Origin of the sequence: Pseudomonas sp. 8 R 14 (genome assembly GCF_900005955.1) — a bacterium.
Lineage (GTDB): Bacteria > Pseudomonadota > Gammaproteobacteria > Pseudomonadales > Pseudomonadaceae > Aquipseudomonas > Aquipseudomonas marginalis.
The window spans coordinates 59,258-76,574 of the sequence record NZ_CVTH01000085.1; the positions used below are offsets into that span (position 1 = coordinate 59,258).

At 63.7% G+C, this 17,317-nt stretch carries 13 protein-coding genes; 9 read left to right on the forward strand and 4 right to left on the reverse strand.

Going from position 1 to position 17,317, the window contains the following annotated elements:
* Positions 1 to 193: 193 nt before the first annotated feature.
* Genes BFQ01_RS24790 through fecE form a run of 4 tightly spaced genes read left to right on the forward strand, consistent with a single transcriptional unit; the run spans position 194 to position 3,867 of the window.
* Entirely contained in the window at positions 194 to 1,114 is a 921-nt protein-coding gene (locus tag BFQ01_RS24790; RefSeq protein WP_065927279.1) for a Fe(3+) dicitrate ABC transporter substrate-binding protein, read from the forward strand.
* A gap of 2 nt (positions 1,115 to 1,116) precedes the next feature.
* On the forward strand, positions 1,117 to 2,106 hold the full coding sequence (fecC, locus tag BFQ01_RS24795) for an iron-dicitrate ABC transporter permease FecC (RefSeq protein WP_065927280.1): 990 nt from the start codon (positions 1,117 to 1,119) through the stop codon (positions 2,104 to 2,106).
* Positions 2,103 to 3,071, forward strand: coding sequence for an iron chelate uptake ABC transporter family permease subunit (locus BFQ01_RS24800; protein ID WP_065927281.1), 969 nt, complete (start codon positions 2,103 to 2,105; stop codon positions 3,069 to 3,071). Before fecC ends, BFQ01_RS24800 begins: the two co-directional genes overlap by 4 nt.
* 4 nt (positions 3,072 to 3,075) lie before the next feature.
* Complete coding sequence (gene fecE, locus BFQ01_RS24805) at positions 3,076 to 3,867, forward strand: Fe(3+) dicitrate ABC transporter ATP-binding protein FecE (RefSeq protein WP_065927282.1); 792 nt, start codon at positions 3,076 to 3,078, stop codon at positions 3,865 to 3,867.
* A 111-nt stretch (positions 3,868 to 3,978) separates the two neighbouring features.
* Here fecE and BFQ01_RS24810 read toward each other — a convergent pair whose 3' ends face one another.
* The 3 genes from BFQ01_RS24810 to BFQ01_RS24820 are packed head-to-tail and all read right to left on the reverse strand — an operon-like array spanning position 3,979 to position 8,553.
* Positions 3,979 to 4,911 (reverse strand): sulfonate ABC transporter substrate-binding protein, encoded by a 933-nt coding sequence (locus BFQ01_RS24810; protein ID WP_065927283.1) that lies wholly within the window; start codon positions 4,909 to 4,911, stop codon positions 3,979 to 3,981.
* Positions 4,908 to 6,248, reverse strand: a complete 1,341-nt coding sequence (locus tag BFQ01_RS24815; protein ID WP_065927316.1) for an LLM class flavin-dependent oxidoreductase — start codon at positions 6,246 to 6,248, stop codon at positions 4,908 to 4,910. The genes BFQ01_RS24810 and BFQ01_RS24815 overlap by 4 nt, the downstream gene beginning before the upstream one ends.
* A complete protein-coding gene (locus BFQ01_RS24820; protein ID WP_370671274.1) occupies positions 6,241 to 8,553 on the reverse strand; it encodes a TonB-dependent receptor in 2,313 nt (770 codons plus the stop codon). The genes BFQ01_RS24815 and BFQ01_RS24820 overlap by 8 nt, the downstream gene beginning before the upstream one ends.
* 79 nt (positions 8,554 to 8,632) lie before the next feature.
* Between BFQ01_RS24820 and BFQ01_RS24825 the strand changes: the two genes are divergently transcribed.
* Complete coding sequence (locus BFQ01_RS24825; RefSeq protein ID WP_065927285.1) at positions 8,633 to 9,655, forward strand: LacI family DNA-binding transcriptional regulator; 1,023 nt, start codon at positions 8,633 to 8,635, stop codon at positions 9,653 to 9,655.
* Between the two features lie 29 nt (positions 9,656 to 9,684).
* On the forward strand, positions 9,685 to 10,299 hold the full coding sequence (locus tag BFQ01_RS24830) for a TetR/AcrR family transcriptional regulator (protein WP_065927286.1): 615 nt from the start codon (positions 9,685 to 9,687) through the stop codon (positions 10,297 to 10,299).
* 462 nt (positions 10,300 to 10,761) lie between these two features.
* On the opposite strand, the gene BFQ01_RS24835 is transcribed toward BFQ01_RS24830, so the two are convergent.
* A complete protein-coding gene (locus tag BFQ01_RS24835; RefSeq protein WP_065927287.1) occupies positions 10,762 to 13,512 on the reverse strand; it encodes a beta-glucosidase in 2,751 nt (916 codons plus the stop codon).
* A gap of 507 nt (positions 13,513 to 14,019) precedes the next feature.
* Here BFQ01_RS24835 and BFQ01_RS24840 point away from each other — a divergent pair.
* The 3 genes from BFQ01_RS24840 to gspF all read left to right on the forward strand — a co-directional run bounded on the left by BFQ01_RS24840 (position 14,020) and on the right by gspF (position 17,305).
* Positions 14,020 to 14,247: a hypothetical protein gene (locus tag BFQ01_RS24840; protein ID WP_065927288.1), complete on the forward strand. Its 228-nt coding sequence runs from the start codon at positions 14,020 to 14,022 to the stop codon at positions 14,245 to 14,247.
* 128 nt (positions 14,248 to 14,375) lie between these two features.
* Positions 14,376 to 16,106 carry a type II secretion system ATPase GspE gene (gene gspE, locus BFQ01_RS24845; protein WP_065927289.1) on the forward strand — a complete coding sequence of 577 codons (1,731 nt, stop codon included), beginning with the start codon at positions 14,376 to 14,378 and terminating at the stop codon, positions 16,104 to 16,106.
* Positions 16,103 to 17,305 carry a type II secretion system inner membrane protein GspF gene (gene gspF / locus BFQ01_RS24850; RefSeq protein ID WP_027607414.1) on the forward strand — a complete coding sequence of 401 codons (1,203 nt, stop codon included), beginning with the start codon at positions 16,103 to 16,105 and terminating at the stop codon, positions 17,303 to 17,305. Before gspE ends, gspF begins: the two co-directional genes overlap by 4 nt.
* The last annotated feature ends 12 nt before the right edge of the window (positions 17,306 to 17,317 follow it).

Genomic DNA, 17,317 nt, shown 5'->3' on the forward strand with positions numbered 1-17,317 from the left:
CTGAATGAACGCGGCGCCTGTGAGTTTTTCGCGAGCAAGCTCGCTCCTACAAAAAGCCTTAACTGACTGGCATTAGGGCTTGCCCCCTCCCACAAATGAGAATGTTTTTTGATCACGTCGCCCCGATATGGAATAGTACCCGCCGTTTTCCCCAGCCCGTCCAGTTGGGGTGTTTTAACGCCGAGGTACCTCCATGCGATTGCTGCGCTCCATCCCCACCCTTGCCGCCTGCCTGCTGGCGTTCTCTTCCAGCCTGCTGAGCGCTGCCCCCATCGACCTCAATGACGGCCAGCACGCGGTGCATCTGCCCGATGCGCCCAAGCGTGTGGTGGTGTTGGAGTTCTCTTTTCTCGACAGCCTCGCCGCCGTGGACGTCACCCCCGTCGGCGCCGCCGATGATGGCGACGCCAATCGCGTGTTGCCGCGTGTGCGTCAGGCCATCGGCCAGTGGAAATCCGTGGGCCTGCGCTCGCAACCGAGCATCGAGGAAATCGCGCGGCTCAAGCCGGACCTGATCGTGGCCGACCTCAACCGCCACCAGGCGCTGTACAGCGACTTGGCGAGTATTGCGCCAACCCTGTTGCTGCCGTCGCGCGGTGAGGATTACGAGGGCAGCCTCAAGTCCGCTGAGCTGATCGGCAAGGCCTTGGGCAAAAGCCCGCAGATGGAAGCCCGCATCGCACAAAACCGCGAAAACCTGAAGAAAATCGCCCAGCAGATCCCCGCCGGTGCCAGCGTGTTGTTCGGTGTCGCCCGTGAAGACAGCTTCTCCGTGCACGGCCCGGACTCCTACGCCGGCAGCGTGCTGCAAGCCATCGGCCTGAAAGTGCCGTCGGTGCGCGCCAACGCCGCGCCGACCGAATTCGTTAGCCTCGAACAACTGCTCGCCCTCGATCCAGGTTGGCTGCTGGTCGGCCATTACCGCCGCCCGAGCATCGTCGACAGCTGGAGCAAGCAGCCGCTGTGGCAAGTGTTGGGCGCGGTGCGCAACCAGCAGGTGGCCGAAGTGGACGGTGACAGCTGGGCGCGCAACCGTGGTGTGTTGGCCTCGGAGCAGATCGCCGAGGACACCCTGGCGATCCTCAAGGGCGGCAAAGCCGTACTGAGCCAATAAGCATGGGCCGTGGTTTGGCCGCAGCCGGCATCGTGGTGCTGGCTGCCGTGTTGTTCTGGCTGTCGTTGTACAGCTGGTCGCCGTTCACTCTCACGGCGGCCGACGCCTGGAATGGGCTGGTGCATCAGGGCAGCGTGGGCGGCAATATGGCCTATATCGTCGCCCAGTTGCGCGTGCCGCGTGCGGTGTGCGCGGCATTGGTGGGCGCCTGCCTGGGCCTGGCCGGGGCGCTGATGCAGGGCATCACCCGCAACCGTCTGGCATCGCCGTCGCTGTTCGGCGTGACGGCAGGTGCGGCGTTGGGGCTCGCGTTGTTTTCCACCGGGTTGGTCGCACCGCCGTTTGCCGGCGCTGCCTTGCTGATGACCTGCCTGGGCGGCGCACTGGCCTGGATCACAGTGTTCAGCCTCGGTGGCGCCTGGTCGCCGGCCACGGCCCAAGGTCGCCTGGTGTTGGCTGGGGTGGCCGTCGCCGCGTTGTGTGCTGCCTTGACGCGGCTCACGGTGATCCTGGTCGAGGCCCAGGCGCAAAGCGTGCTCAATTGGCTGGCCGGTTCCCTGGCCAACGTCGGTGCGGCCCAGGTGCAATTGCTCTGGCCGTGCACCTTGATCGGCGGCCTGTGGGCGCTGTGGTGTGCGCCGCGCTTGAACCTGATCAACCTTGGCGAAGACGCCGCGCGCTCGTTGGGCGTGGGCATTGCCAGCCTGCGTTTGCAGGTGTTCGTCGCCAGCCTGTTGCTGGTGGGGGCGAGTGTCTGCGCGGTCGGGCCCATCGGCTTTGTCGGGTTGATCGCGCCGAATATCCTTCGCCAGTTTCTCGGTAATGACTACCGCTGGCTGATCCCACTCAGTGCCGCCTTGGGCGCAGTGATCGTGCTGGGTGCCGACCTGCTCAGCCGCGCCGTGGCGTTCCCGGTGGAAACCCCGGCCGGGGTGGTCACGGCACTGATTGGTGCACCATTCTTCCTCTTTCTCGCCAGGCGTGCCCTATGACCCAGCCACGATTGCGCCTCTGGTTGCTGTTCGGTTTGTTGCTGCTGGCGACTTTCGTCAGCCTCAGCGCCGGCACCCTGTGGCTCACGCCCGAAACCGTGCTGGAGCGCCTGCTGGCCCATGACGCCCTCGACTTTGAAGTCTGGAACCACCGCCTGCCACGCAGCCTGATCGCGATCCTCGCCGGCTGCGCATTCGGCCTGGCCGGGGCGATTGTGCAGGGCGTGATTCGCAACCCGCTGGCCTCGCCGGAGATCCTCGGTGTCACCCAAGGTGCGGGGCTCGCGCTGACCGTGGCGATCATCAGCTGGCCGCACCTGCCGATTGCCTGGCTGCCGCTGGTGGCGTGCCTGGGCGGCGCCGGTGGCGCTTTGTTGCTGGCGCTGTACAACACCGGCGTGAATTTTTCCGGCGTGCGTTTTGCGCTGTCCGGGGTGGCGATTGCGGTGACCTTGTCCAGCGTCACCGAGTTTCTGATCCTGTCCCACCCGCTGGACATCAACACCGCCTTGCTCGCGCTCACTGGCAGCCTGTGGAGCCGCAACTGGCACCATGTAGCGCTAGTGCTGCCGTTCCTGGTGTTGATCCCGCTGGGGCTGTGCCTGGCCAAACCGCTTAACCTGATCGCCCTCGGCGATGAGGCGGCCCACAGCCTGGGCACCGCACTGAACCGCACACGCTGGCTGGCGATGGCCTGCGCGGTGCTGCTCACCAGCCTGGGCGTGGGCGTGATCGGGCCGATCGGCTTTATCGGCCTGGTCGCACCGCATATGGCACGGCGCCTGGTCGGTGGGCATCACCAGTACCTGCTGCCGGCGGCGATGCTGATCGGCGCGCTGTTACTGGTGCTGGCCGACACCCTCGGGCGCACGCTGATCGCGCCCAGCGAAATCCCCGCCGGGGTGCTTACGGCGGTGATTGGCGCACCGTATTTTCTTTGGTTGCTGGCACGGTTCAAGGGCTGATGACATGAGTATTCTTCAAGCACGCGCGCTGGATATCGGCTACGGCGCCACACCCATCGTGCAGAGGCTGTCGTTTACGCCGCCGACGGGAAAAGTCACCGCGTTAATCGGCCCCAATGGCTGCGGCAAGTCCACCTTGCTCAAGGCGTTTGCGCGCATCCTCAAGCCCACGCAAGGTGAGCTGAGCCTGGATGGCCAGGCCTACGCCAGCCTGTCCGCCCGCCAACTGGCCCGGCACATTGCATTCCTGCCCCAAGTGCTGCCGGTGCCCGAAGGCGTCAGCGTGCGCCAGTTGGTCGCCTATGGCCGCAGCCCGCACAACTCGCTGTGGGGACGCCTGAGCGGCAATGACCAGGCCCATGTGACCCAGGCGATGCAACGCCTGGAACTCGACAATCTGGCCGACCGCGCCCTGGCGGACCTGTCCGGCGGCCAGCGTCAACGCGCCTGGCTGGCCATGGTCCTGGCACAGAACGCCCCCGTAGTGCTGCTCGACGAACCCACCACCTACCTCGACATCAGCCACCAAGTCGAACTGCTCGACCTGATGGGCGAACTCGCCGCCGGAGGCAAGACCGTGATCACCGTGCTCCACGACATCAACCAGGCCTGCCGCTACGCCGACCACCTGGCGGTGATGCACGCCGGCAAACTGGTGGCCGATGGCGCGCCGGCACAGGTGATCAGTGCCGAGTTGATGCGCCAGGTGTTTGAGGTGCAGGTGCAGATCATGAGCGAACCGGTGGCCGGCACCCCCATGTGCCTGATCGAAAAAAGCACCCGAGCCCAAGCCTGACTCGGTCAAAAAATGTGGGAGGGGGCTTGCTCCCGATAGCAGTGGGTCAGTCACCTCATGCATTGACTGACCCACCGCCATCGGGAGCAAGCCCCCTCCCACATTAGGATCTCAGTCGGCTTTGGAACTCCACACGGCCTTCTTCACCTCAATGGCCTTGGGCAACAACCGATTCTGGAAAAACAGATCCGCCGTCGCCTGCTGCGCCTCAATAATCTTGTCATCAATCGGCAAAATCGGCGAAGGCGGGCGGTTGTCCATGTAGCGTGCAACCACGTCGGCGGGCAGGCCCATGAAGTCGGTCAGTACGTTCAGGCTGTCTTCGCGCTGGCTGCGGGTGAGGGCTTCGGCGGCGGTGAGTTCGTCGAGCAGGTCATGGATAAACGCCCCGTTGTCCCGCGCATACTCGCGCCGCGCGCTGTACACCGGTCCAGACAGGCCCAAGCCTTCGCCATTGGCCAGCACATGGCTGGGGCTCTGGCTCAAGGCGAGTGACGAGTAGGGTTCCCAGATCGCCCAGGCATCGACGTTGCCTTGTTCGAACGCCGCTCGCGCATCGGCCGGGGGCAGGTACACCGGTTGGATGTCCTTGTAGCTCAGGCCGGCGTTGTTCAGCGCGCGCAGGATCAGGTTGTGGGAGCTGGAACCCTTCTGGAACGCCACTTTCTTGCCCTTGAGGTCCGCCACCGAATGCAGCGGGCTATCGTTGCGCACCAGGATCGTCTCGGCGCTCGGCTTGGGCGGTTCGGCGCCGATGTAGACCAGGTCGGCCCCGGCGGCTTGGGCGAACAGCGGCGGGATGTCGCCGGTGGAACCCACATCCAGTGCCCCCACGTTCAGCGCTTCAAGCATCTGCGGGCCGGCGGGGAACTCGATCCACTTCACCTCCGTCTTCGGGAAACGCTTTTCCAGCAGGTCATGTTGCTTGGCGAGGACCAGCGCGATGGAGCCTTTTTGGTAGCCGATACGCAAGGTGGCGGGGTCGGCGGCCAGGGCGGTTTGCGTCACCGCCAGCAAGGCCAGGAGCAGTGCTGGAAACTTCATGCTTTACCCTCTGTAAATCGATGGGCCGGGCGCGCCAGGCCGAGGTTTTCGCGCAAGGTGGAACCGCTGTATTCAGTGCGAAACAGGCCGCGCCGCTGCAGCTCGGGCACCACCCATTGCGCGACGTCTTCCAACCCACCCGGCAAGTGCGGCACCAGGATATTGAAGCCATCGGCCGCGCCGTTTTCGAACCAGTTCTGCAGCTCATCGGCAATCTGCGCAGGCGTGCCGATCAGGCTGTAATGCCCGCGGCCACCGGCAATTCGCCGACCCAATTGCGCGAGGGTCAGTTGCTCACGGTTGGCCAAGTCGCTCAGCAGTTGCTGACGACTGCGTTGTCCGCTGTCGGTCAACGGCAGCGCCGGCAACGGCCCGTCCAGCGGGTAGCCGGACAGGTCGAAATTGCCCAGCATGCGCCCCAGCAACGCGACGCCCACCTCAGGTTCGACGAGATCCTGGAATGCCTCGAATTTGGCCTGGGCCTCGGCCTCGGTCGCCCCGACCACCACAAACACACCGGGCATGATTTTCAGCGAGTCCGGCCCGCGCCCGTACCGGCTCAAGCGGCCCTTGAGGTCGGCATAAAACGCCTGGGCATTGGCCAGCGAGGTCTGTGCGGTAAACACCACCTCGGCGGTCTGCGCGGCCAGCTCACGGCCGGCTTCGGACGAGCCGGCCTGCACGATCACCGGCTGGCCCTGGGGCGAGCGCGCCACATTCAGCGGGCCCTTGACCCGGAAGTGTTCGCCCACATGGTCCAGTACATGCAGTTTCGTCGGGTCGTAATAGTTGCCGCTGGCCTTGTCGCGCACAAAGGCATCGTCTTCCCAGCTGTCCCACAGCCCGGTCACCACTTGATGAAACTCCTTGGCGCGGCTGTAGCGTTCGCCATGGCCGAGGTGTTCGTCGCGGCCAAAATTCTGCGCTTCGGCGGCGTTGTCCGAGGTCACCAGGTTCCAGCCCGCGCGGCCGCCGGACAGGTGATCCAGCGAGGCGAACTTGCGCGCCACATGATAGGGCTCGTTGTAGCTGGTGGTCGCCGTGGCGATCAGGCCGATGTTATCGGTCACCGCACTCAGCGCCGAGAGCAGGGTGAGCGGCTCGAAATGGTCCGAGCGCGCCATATGGCTGGCGATCGTGCCGGTGGCGGCGGCGATGCTGTCGGCCACGAACAGCGCATCGAACTTCGCCGCTTCGGCCACCCGCGCCAGGTGTTTGTACTGGGCGAAATCCAGCCCGGCATCCGCCGGCACGTCCGGGTGGCGCCAGGCGGCGACATGGTGCCCGGTGGCCATGAGAAAGGCGCCGAGTTTCAGTTGACGGCTCATGCTAGAAATCCTTGCGCAGTTGCACGCCGAAGTAACGCTCATCGTCACGGGGTACGGCGCGGTAGATGTAGTTGCCGCCGCTGGCCAGCAGCGGTGAGTAGGACTTGTCGGCGAGGTTCTTGGCCAGCAACGCCACGCGCCAGCCATTGCTGTAGTCGGCCAGGGCCACGCTGGCGTTCCAGATGCCGTAGGCGCCTTGCTTGGTGTCGACGTTCTGACTGATGTCGTACTGCACGTCGCTCTGCCAGCTGTAGTCGGTGCCCAGTTCGATGTCCAGGCCGTTATCCAGCGGGATCGTGTAGTCGGCGCGCACGTAGCTTTTCCAGTCCGGGCTGAAGGGCAGTGGCTTGCCGTTCACGTTGCACGTCGCTGCTGCGCCCGCCGGGCAGGCGAACTCATCGATGCGCGCACGGGTGTAGGCCAGGGCGCCGGAGAGCTTGAGTTGCTGGGTGGCCTGCAGGGCGTAATCCAGCTCGACGCCTTCGGTGCTGACGCTGCCGGCGTTGATCAGGCGAGTCACGACCTGGCCGGCGACGGTGTCGAAAAAGTTCGCCTGGTAGTTGTCGTAATCGCTGTGGAATACCGCCAGGTTGGTGGTCAGGCGGTTGTTCCAGGCGGTGGCCTTGATCCCGGCTTCCCAGGTGTTGGAGGTTTCCGGCTTGAGCGCATCGGTGTCGCGCGGTTGCATATTGAAGAACACGTTGTAGGCCGGGCCCTTGTAGCCGCGCGAGTAGGTCAGGTAGCTGGTGACGCTGTCGCTGATGTCGTACTGCACCCCGAGGCGACCGGACCAGCCGTCTTCGTCCACCGAGCCGGAGCTGGAGGTGGCCGGTTGAATCCCGCTGACCGTGGTGGCCGAGGTGGAGACGCGGCGGTGATCGTATTTCAGCTCATCGTGGGTGTAGCGCAGGCCGGCGATGCCACGAAAACGCGAGGTGAAGTTCAGCGTGGTCTCGCCGAACACCGCGTAGCTGTCGCTGGTGGTGCTGTAGTCGGCGATGCCACGGTCGGTGCGCGTGGTGGTCGTGAGCGTGCGCTGATAGGTTTCCTCGTCCTTGCCGTGCATGTAGAACAGGCCGCCGACGTATTCCAGGAACTCACCCTTGGGCGAGGCCAGGCGCAGTTCCTGGGAGTATTGGTCGAAGGCCAGCTCGCCCTTGTCGGCGGTGCCGGGGAAGGCGGCGGTCACCGTGCCGAGGCGGTCGCCGTCCTGGTACTGGGTGTTGTCCCAGCCGCGCCAGGCGGTGATCGAGGTCAGGGTGTAGTCGCCGAGGTTCCAGTCCAACTGAGCGGACAAGCCTTTGTTGGTGTCTTCGACATGGCTGCGCGTATCGGTGTTGATGTCGCGGTTGTCGCTGGAGGCGCGCACCGGGCTCAAGGCATTGCTGAAGGCCGGGCTCAGGGACTTGCTGACCACGCCATTCGGCGCGTCGTCGTGGGACTGCATGTAGTCGGCTATCAGGGTCAGTTTCACGTCATCGTTGGGGGTGAATTCCAGCTTGCCGCGGATGCCCTTGTGGTTGTAGCCGTTGACCTCCTGGCCGTTGTGCTGATTATCGACGTTACCGTCGTAGCTGCCGAACAGCGTGCTGATCGAGCCTTTGAGCACATCCGGCACCAGGCTGCCGCCGATGCCGAAACGGGTGCGGCTTTCGTTGCCGCTGTAGTACGCCTGGTCGATATAGCCATGGGTCTCGGCGCTGGGCGCCTTGCTGGTGATGTTGAGCACGCCGGCCGAGGCGTTCTTGCCGAACAAGGTGCCTTGCGGGCCGCGCAGCACTTCGATGCGCTCCAGGTCCAGCAGGTCGAGGGTGGCCTGGCCTGGCCGCGCGTAGACCACGCCGTCGATCACCGTGGCCACCGTCGGCTCCACGCCAGGAGAGGTGGAAATAGTGCCCACGCCGCGCACGAACAGCGAGGTGTCCTTGTTCGAGGCGCCGGTGCGGAAGTTCAGCGACGGCACTTGCTGGGCGATGCTTGCGACGCCGTTGCGGTTGTCGCGCTCCAGTTGTTCGCCGTCCAGCACCGAAACCGCCACCGGGACTTTTTGCAGTGACTCTTCACGCCGGGTGGCGGTGACCGTCACCGCTTTGAGCGTGGGTTCCTGCTCGTCGGCAGCAAAGGCGCCGGGCACGGGGAGGGCGGTCAGACCGGCGAGAAGGAATAAGTGCGTGTGCCTGTGCATGGTGTGTTCGCTCGAAAAATGCCCTGAACCGCTGCGGTTCTTGCGACCGTCAGCGCCTGTGGAAACTGCCTTGGGCATTCGCTTGAGCGAGTAGCAGACAGCGCGCTTTGTTAGCGCTAACATCGGCATTATTGGTAGCTCGGGTTTAGAGCGTCAAAGACTTAAAAATTATTCCTATATTCTTTTTGGTTGTTAGCAGGATGATCCCGTGAGCGAAGACAAACCGCGCAAGCGCCGTGGCGCCGGGCGCGTCACCTTGAACACCGTGGCCCGCCAGGCCGGGGTGTCGGCGATCACCGTGTCGCGCTATTTCAACCAGCCGGAGCAGGTCTCGCCCGAGCGTCGCGAGCGCATCGCCGAGGTGGTGGCCGAGCTGGGTTATGTGCCCAACCTGGTGGCCGGCGGGCTGGCGTCGGCGCGGGGGCGGATCGTGGCGATGGTGATCCCGAACATCTCGGGGCCGATCTTTGCCAACACGATCCAGGGCTTCAGCGACACCCTCAGTCGCCATGGGTATCAGCTGTTGCTGGCGTCCAGTTACTTCAGCGCCGAGCAGGAAGAAAGCGCGGTGCGCGCGTTCCTCGGCTGGTCGCCGGCAGCGCTGGTGCTGACCAGTCGCTTCCACAGTCCAGGTACCGAAAAGATGATCGCCGACACCGATATCCCGGTGGTGGAAACCTGGGACTACGTGCCCGAACGCGCGCCGGTGCAGATCGGTTTTTCCCACTACGCAGTCGGCGTCACGGCCGCGCGCTACCTGTATGGCAAGGGCTATCGGCGAATCGCCTTCGTGCAGAACAGCGCCACGGGCGACTTCAGCGCGCTGGAACGGGGTGATGGGTTTGCCGCAACCCTGATCGAACTGGGTGTACAGCCCCGGGTCTTCGTCCCGGACGCCGACAGCGCGCCCTTCGAAGCCGGCAAGCAGGCGATGCAAGCCCTGATGAACCACGCCACCCCACCTGACGCGATCTTCTTCGCCAATGACAACCTCGCCGCCGGTGGTTTGCTGGCGGGGCAGCGTTCCGGGTTAAAGTGCGCGGTGCTTGGATTCGGTGACTACCCGTTTGCCGAAATGTTGTTGCCCAGCCTGAGTACGATCAAACCGCCGGCCTTGGAGATCGGCGTACTGGCGGCAACCCGCGTGCTGGAAAGCCTCGGCGTGTTGCCGGATGCCGTACAGCGTTTGAACCTGTTGGATTGCCGCTTGATCGAACGGGAAAGCGCCTGAGCTTTTTTACCGCCCACTAGGACCTGCCCATGACCGAACCCGCCCCCAAGACCCGCCGCGCCCCCAAAGGTGAAAAACGCCGCGAAGAGCTGCTGGACGCGGCCCTGCAGGTGTTCTCCCTGGAAGGCTACAGCGGCGCCTCGATGACCCAGGTGGCGGCGATCGTGGGTATTTCGGTGGCCGGGCTGCTGCATCATTTTCCCAGCAAGATCTCGCTGTTGATGGGGGTGTTGCAGCGTCGCGATGAGGTCAATCAACGGATTGCCGATGAGGTTCGTGCGGAGAAAACCCTCAATGGCTTACTCGGCAGCCTGCGCGCGATCAACCGTTCGAACGCCACGGCACCGGGCGTGGTGCGCGCGTTTACCATCTTGAATGCCGAAAGCCTGCTGGACACCCATCCGGCCTGGGCCTGGTTCCAGGCGCGCTATGCGGCGATTCACCAGCGCATGCAGGGGCAGTTTGCCGACCTGGTCGCGGCGGGGGAGGTGCGCAGCGATGTGGACATCGCCGGGCTGGTGGAAGAAATCCTGGCCATGATGGATGGCCTGCAGATCCAGTGGCTGCGGTTTCCCGAGCAGGTGGACCTGGTGGCGCGGTTTGACAGCTACATCGCGCGGGTCGAGGCAGCCATCAGAACCTGAGTTGAACACTGTCAACATGTGGGAGGGGGCTTGCCCCCGATGGCGGTCTCTGGGCCGGCCATGTGCTGGGGTTGGAATGAGTACATATCCGTTGCTGCGGTAACGGCTACTTAGGGTTCCGCTCTTACAGCGGGTCACTTTTGGAAGAGCGCCAAAAGTAACCAAAAACGCTTCGCCCCACCACTCGGCACCTCGCCCAGGCTCGGTGTGCCCGTAATCCGACAGTGATGTGGGGGGCCGCCGCCACGCGCCATCCATGGCGCGGGGCGGCTAAACCGGCATCCCTGCCGGTTTACCCCCCAAAACACTATCGAATTCCGGCCAGCGTGGTTAACGGGGCGCCTGAGATCAAGATCAAGATCAAGATCAAGGGCGGCTCGCTTCGCATCGTGGTTAGCGTTGGCTGCTACACAGTTGTGTAGATACCCATGCTCATCGGGGGCAAGCCCCCTCCCACAGGGATCAGTTGCCGGTAGCACTGCCCTGGCTGCTGTCATCGCTCATGTCATAGCCATCACCGTCGCTGGTGCCGCTGTCGCCTTCGTTTTGATGCAGCACACCGCCGGTCTTCACCGTCGATTCACGCAGCGTCGAGTTGAGCGCCGAGCGTGGCAGCGGGTTGCTGGTGGTGGTCGACAGTTCCTGGCGGAACGGGTTGACCAGTTTGGCGTTCAGGCGAATATCCTGGGACGACGCGCCCACCGACAGGTTGAAGCTGTCGGCATCCACCACCCATTGCTTGCTCGCTACGTCGTAGTAGGCCAGCGAGCGATCGTTGAGCTCGATGGTCACGCGCTTGCTCTCGCCCGGCTTGAGGAACACCTTCTTGTAGCCCTTGAGTTCCTTGATCGCGCGTTCGACTTTCGGGTTGTTCTGGCCCACGTACAACTCGGCCACTTCGGCGCCCGCGACCTTGCCGGTGTTGGCCAGGTCGAACGACACCTTGATCGGCGCACCGGCCACCGCCACCCCAGGAGTCACGCTGATGTTGCTGTAGCCGAAGGTGGTGTACGACAAGCCATAGCCGAACGGGTAGAGCGGCTTGATGCCCTTTTTCTCGTAGCCGCGATAGCCCAGGAACAGGTCGTCCTTGTAGTTCATCTCGGCCAGGGTTTCCTGGTTGTCGAACGTGGGGAAGGTCGCGTAGATCGGGTTGTCTTCGATGTTGCGCTCGATGCTGATCGGCAGCTTGGCCGACGGGTTGACCTTGCCCAGCAGGATCTCCGCCAGGGCCTGGCCGCCGTTCTGCCCAGGGTAGAACGCATGCAGCGCGGCCGGTACCTGGTCGATCCAGTCGCTCATCTTCAGGCCGGTACCGCCGTGCAGGGTGACCACGGTATTCGGGTTGACCTTGGCGATGCTCTGGATCAGCAGGTTCTGGTATTCGGGCAGGTCGAAGCTGTGGTCGAAGCCTTCGCCTTCGTACTCATTGCTGTTACCGGCCGCGACCAGTACCGCGTCGTACTTGGCCAGGTCCTGCGGTGCCACCAGCGACGCCCAGCTCATCTGCACACCGACGAGGCCGCCCATGGTCGACAGGTAGCCGTTGCGACGTGAATATTCCAGCTTGATGTCGACCGGTTTGCCGGCTTCCAGGTTGACCTTGGCAAACACCGGGATGGTCGGCGGAATGCTGTTGTTCGGCAGCGGCTTGCCGTCGCCGTTGTCGAGGACTTTCTTGCCGTTGACGTAGAGGCGCACGGCGCCGTCGGCACGCACCTTGAACACCTGCTCGCCGCTGACCGTCGGGGTGATCTGGCCGCTGTAGCGAATCGAGGTGGCGGCGGTATCGCCGTTCACCGGCAGGCTGTCGGTGGACCAGTCCAGGTCGACATGGGTGTCGGTGCGGCTGGCGGCCGGGTCACCGGACCAGTTGGTGTTGCTGAAGAACTCGGTCTTCAAGCCTTTGACACTGTTGCCATTGCCGTCGGCATGGGTCCAGGTCGAGGTGGCCGGGTCCAGGGACAGCCCGTCGATAAACTCGACCTTGGCGCCTGGCGCCAGTTGCTGCAAGCCGCTCAGCTCACTGATGTAGTTGGCGGCCATGACGTTGGCGCTGCCGAAACCGGTAGGCGGCGCGTACTTGGCCAGGGTGCCGACCACGGCGATGCGCTTGACCTTCCTGGCGTCCAGCGGCAGCAGGCTGTTCTGGTTTTTCAGCAGCACGATGCCTTCGCGGGCGGCGTTCAGGGCCACGCGGTTGCTGGTGGCGCTGTTCATGTTGTGGCTGGTCAGCGGCGCCTTGCTGTCGAACTTGTACAGGTAGATCTGCTTGAGGATGCGGCGCACCTTGTCATCGATGGTCGCGCTGCTCAGCTCGCCGCTGTCCAGGTACGGCTTGAGGATGGTGCTGTTCATCTGGTAGCCCATCATGTCCAGGTCGGTACCCGCCTGTGCCGCCGGCAAACCGTCGACCACCGCGTTGTAGTCGCTCTGCACGAAGCCCGGGTAGCCCCATTCGGTCTTGAGGATGTCACGCATCAGGTGCTTGTTCTGGCACGCGAACTCGCCGTTCACCTTCTGGAAGGCGCACATCATCATCGCGACCTTGCTGTTCTTCGAGGCGGACTCGAACGGCGGCAGGGTCATCTCGCGCAGCACGCGTTCGCTGATGATTTCATTGAGGTGGAAGCGGTTGCTTTCCTGGTCGTTGGCGGCGAAATGCTTGGCATTGGCCCACACGCCACGGGACTGAATGCCGTTGATCACGGCCGGCGCCAGGCTGGCGCCGAGGAACGGGTCTTCACCGGACAGGTACTCGAACGCCCGGCCGCTGTACGGCATGCGGTACAGATTCACACCAGGGCCGGTGACGAACTGATAGCCGCCGCTGGCGGTGTCATAGCCCAGGGCACGGCCCAGGTCGATGGCGCGACGCGGGTTCCAGCTGGCGGCCAGGTTCGGCCCCGACGGGTAGACCACGCCCTGGGCGTTGCCTTCGCTGGTGTAGCGCACGCCCACACCGCCATCGGCGCCGTGGATCTGCGGGATACCGTACTGGGTCAGTGGCTTGACGTCCCAGCCGCCGGTGCCGCCGATGTAGGCGAGTTTTTCTTCCAGGGTCATCTTTGCCAGGGTCTTGTCCGCGGCTTTTTCCGCGCGGCTTACCCGACCTTCATCCAGGGCAGGACTGGTGGCCGCATGCACCTGGGACACGGCCAGTGCCAGCAGGGCGAAAGCCGACTGTGCACCGATCATTTTGCGTTTATTCATGGGTCTCTCCGACAACAGTTCAGTAAACAGGGCGCGCCGAGAAGTGCGTGTTGCACTGCACCTCGTCACTTTTTTCTGGGCAATAGTTGCCCGTGATCGCAATTTTTAACCGATGGCTAATTGCAACTATTTGGCGAATTTCGCAGTTTTATAAGTGTAATAATTGTATTAGTTATTGTTGTGGATAGTGTCTAAGTGATATCACGAGATGGCATTTTGAACCGCAAAAACCGCATAATTAAGGCAATTCTTGCGGTTATAAGTCAAACAAAAGCTAATTTTTGCGTGAAATAAGAAATATTTTCTTACCTTTCGGAACTAAGGCTAAACCTACCAGTCGATTGGTTTAAGAAAATTTATCGAGTCGTGGCTAACTAGTGGCATAGCTCGGTAGTTTCAAAGTGCCATGTTTACACAAGCTGTCATACACAACGCTTTGGTGTAGGGTCTTGATCGAGTTCAAGGCGCCACTTGGGCTATCTGCTGTTTTTGATCTGGAGAAAGTTGATGAAGATTTCCCTGTTGGGTGCCGGTGTTGTATTGGGCGTTGCGCTAAGTGGCGCGGCGATGGCGGCCGAGTCCACGGACGCCGATGCGAAATCCGGCGCCGCCGATTCCACGGTGTTGACCCAGGCCCACGATGCCAAGGCCGTCAAAAAACAGAAGGCTGAAACCACCAAGGGTGGGCGGCCGCTGAGCCAATCTGCTACCTCTAAAACAGCACCAACCAAGTAAGCCTGACCCCCTGTAGGAGCGAGCTTGCTCGCGAAAGTATTCCAAGCGCATCGCGGCGTCGGATGTACCTTTTTCGCGAGCAAGCTCGCTCCTACAGGGGGGTCATATAGCCCCTCAGATTTTTACCCATGCCCAGCCCTTCAACGCCCATCGATGCCTGCCAACTGCACATCCCGCACACCGAACAGGTCTGCGCGTGGCTGATGCAACATGCCGGCTTGAAAACCGTTGACCTGGAGCGCGCCCGACGCTTGTCCCAGGAGGGCGGTGACACCGAATTACTAGGCCTGCTCACGCGCCTGGGGCTGGTTTCCGAAGTGGAACTGGCCCGTGCCTGGGCCGACCTGCTCGGCGCACCGCTGCTGCTGGCCGATGCTGCGCCGCCGCTGTTGGACCCATTGCCGGTATTGACCGAGCGTTTCATGCGCCACTACCAGGTGGTGCCCGTGGGCTGGAGCCAGGGCGGCCTGCGGGTGCTGGCGGCCAACCCGTCGCTGGTCTACCCGTTCCAGGCCATGGCCTATGCCTGTGGCGTGCCGGTGTGGCTGGCCGTGGGGCCGCGCAACGAAGTCGAAACCCTGATCGAGCGCTACTACGGCCAGGGTCGTTCGGCGATGGGCACCCTGATCGAAAACCTCGACGAGCAGGGCGGTGCCCTGGAAGACATCGAGCACCTCAAGGACATGGCCTCCGAAGCGCCGGTGATTCGCCTGGTCAACCTGATCCTGCAGCGCGCGGTGGAACATCGCGCCTCGGACATTCATATCGAACCCTTCGAAAACCAGCTCAAGGTGCGCTACCGCATCGATGGCGTGCTGCACGACGCCGAGGCGCCGCCGTCCAGCTCTTCAGCGGCGGTCATTTCGCGGGTGAAGATCATGGCGCGCCTGGACATTGCCGAGCGGCGCCTGCCCCAGGACGGGCGCATCATGCTGCGCATCCAGGGCAAGGAGCTGGACTTGCGGGTGTCCACGGTGCCCACCAGTTTTGGCGAGTCGGTGGTCATGCGGTTGCTCGACCGCCAGACCGTGCAGTTCGATTTCCAGAGCCTGGGCTTTGATGGCCAGCGCCTGGAAACCTTCCTCGAAGTGCTCGAGCGGCCCCACGGCATCCTGCTCGTCACCGGGCCCACCGGCTCGGGCAAGACCACCACGCTGTACACCGCGCTGTCGCGGCTCAATACCGCCGAGCGCAAGATCATCACCGTCGAAGACCCGGTGGAATACCAGCTTGAGGGCATCAACCAGATCCAGGTGAAACCGGCCATCGGCCTGGACTTCGCCGGTGCGCTGCGCTCCATCGTGCGCCAGGATCCGGACGTGATCATGATCGGTGAAATCCGCGACCTGGAAACCTGCCGTATCGCCATCCAGTCGTCCCTCACCGGCCACCTGGTGCTCTCGACCCTGCACACCAACAGCGCGGCGGCGAGTATCACGCGCTTGCTGGACATGGGTGTCGAAAGCTACCTGATTGCCTCGACCGTCAACGGCATCCTTGCCCAGCGCCTGGTGCGGCGCCTGGACCCGGCCACCCGCGAAGCCTTCGAAGCACCGGCGGAATTGATCGCCGAACACGGCCTCGACCGGTTTACCGAGCAGCGCCCGATCATGCTTTATCGCCCCCACGCCGATGCGCCGGGCGGTGGCTACCACGGCCGCAGTGCGATCACCGAACTGCTGGTGATGAACGACGAACTGCGCAGCCTGTTGATGCGCCAGGCCGACGCCGCCACCCTCGAACAGGCCGCCCGCCGTGGCGGCCTGCGCACCTTGCATGAAGAAGGCCTGCGCCAGGCCGTGGCCGGTGTCACCTCACTTGAAGAAGTGCTGCGCGTCACCCGGGGAGAGGGCGCATGAGCCTGTTCAAATACCGCGCCCTCGACAGCCAGGGCCAGGCGCAGAACGGCACCCTCGAAGCCAAGGACCAGGATGCCGCCGTCGCCGCGCTGCACAAGCGCGGTTTGCTGCTGTTGCAGATCGAGGTGGCGGGCGCCCAGGGCTTGCGCAAGGCCTTTGGCCGGGGCCAGTTGAACGGCGCGGCGCTGGTCAGTTTCACTCAACAATTGGCCACGCTATTGGGCGCCGGCCAGCCGCTGGAACGCTCCTTGGGCATCCTGCTCAAGCAGCCCGGCCAGCCCCAGACCCGCGCGCTGATCGAGCGCATCCGCGAACAGGTCAAGGCCGGCCAGCCGTTATCCAAGGCGCTGGAGGCGGAGGGCAGCCAGTTTTCGCCGCTGTACCTGAGCATGGTCCGCGCCGGCGAGGCGGGCGGCGCCCTCGAAGACACCCTGCGCCAGCTCAGCGATTACCTGGAGCGCAGCCAGTTACTCCGGGGCGAAGTGATCAACGCGCTGATCTACCCGGCGTTTCTGGTGGTCGGCGTGCTCGGTTCGCTGGCGTTGCTGCTGGCCTATGTGGTGCCGCAGTTCGTGCCGATCTTCAAGGACCTGGGCGTGCCGATTCCGCTGATCACCGAGGTGATCCTGGGCCTCGGCCAATTCCTCGGGGCCTACGGCCTGGCGGTGCTGGCCGGGTTGATTGTCGGCGCATGGGCTCTGGCTGCGCGCCTGCGCGATCCCCAGCGCCGCGAACGCTATGACCGCCGCGTGCTGGGCATCCGCATCATCGGCCCGTTGCTGCAACGGGTCGAAGCCGCCCGTTTGGCCCGCACCCTCGGCACCCTGCTGAGCAACGGTGTGGCGCTGCTGCAAGCGCTGGTGATTGCCCGCCAGGTCTGCACCAACCGCGCCCTGCAAGCCCAGGTCGCCCAGGCCGCCGAGTCGGTCAAGGGCGGTGGCACCCTGGCCAGCGCCTTCGGCAGCGAGCCGCTGCTGCCCGACCTGGCGTTGCAAATGATTGAAGTCGGCGAACAGGCCGGCGAACTCGACAGCATGCTGCTCAAAGTCGCCGAGGTGTTCGACGTCGAGGCCAAACGCGGCATCGACCGCCTGCTCGCCGCGCTGGTGCCGTCCCTGACCGTGGTCATGGCGGTGCTGGTGGCGGTGATCATGCTGGCGATCATGCTGCCGCTGATGAGCCTGACCAGCAATATATGAACCCTTAAGGAA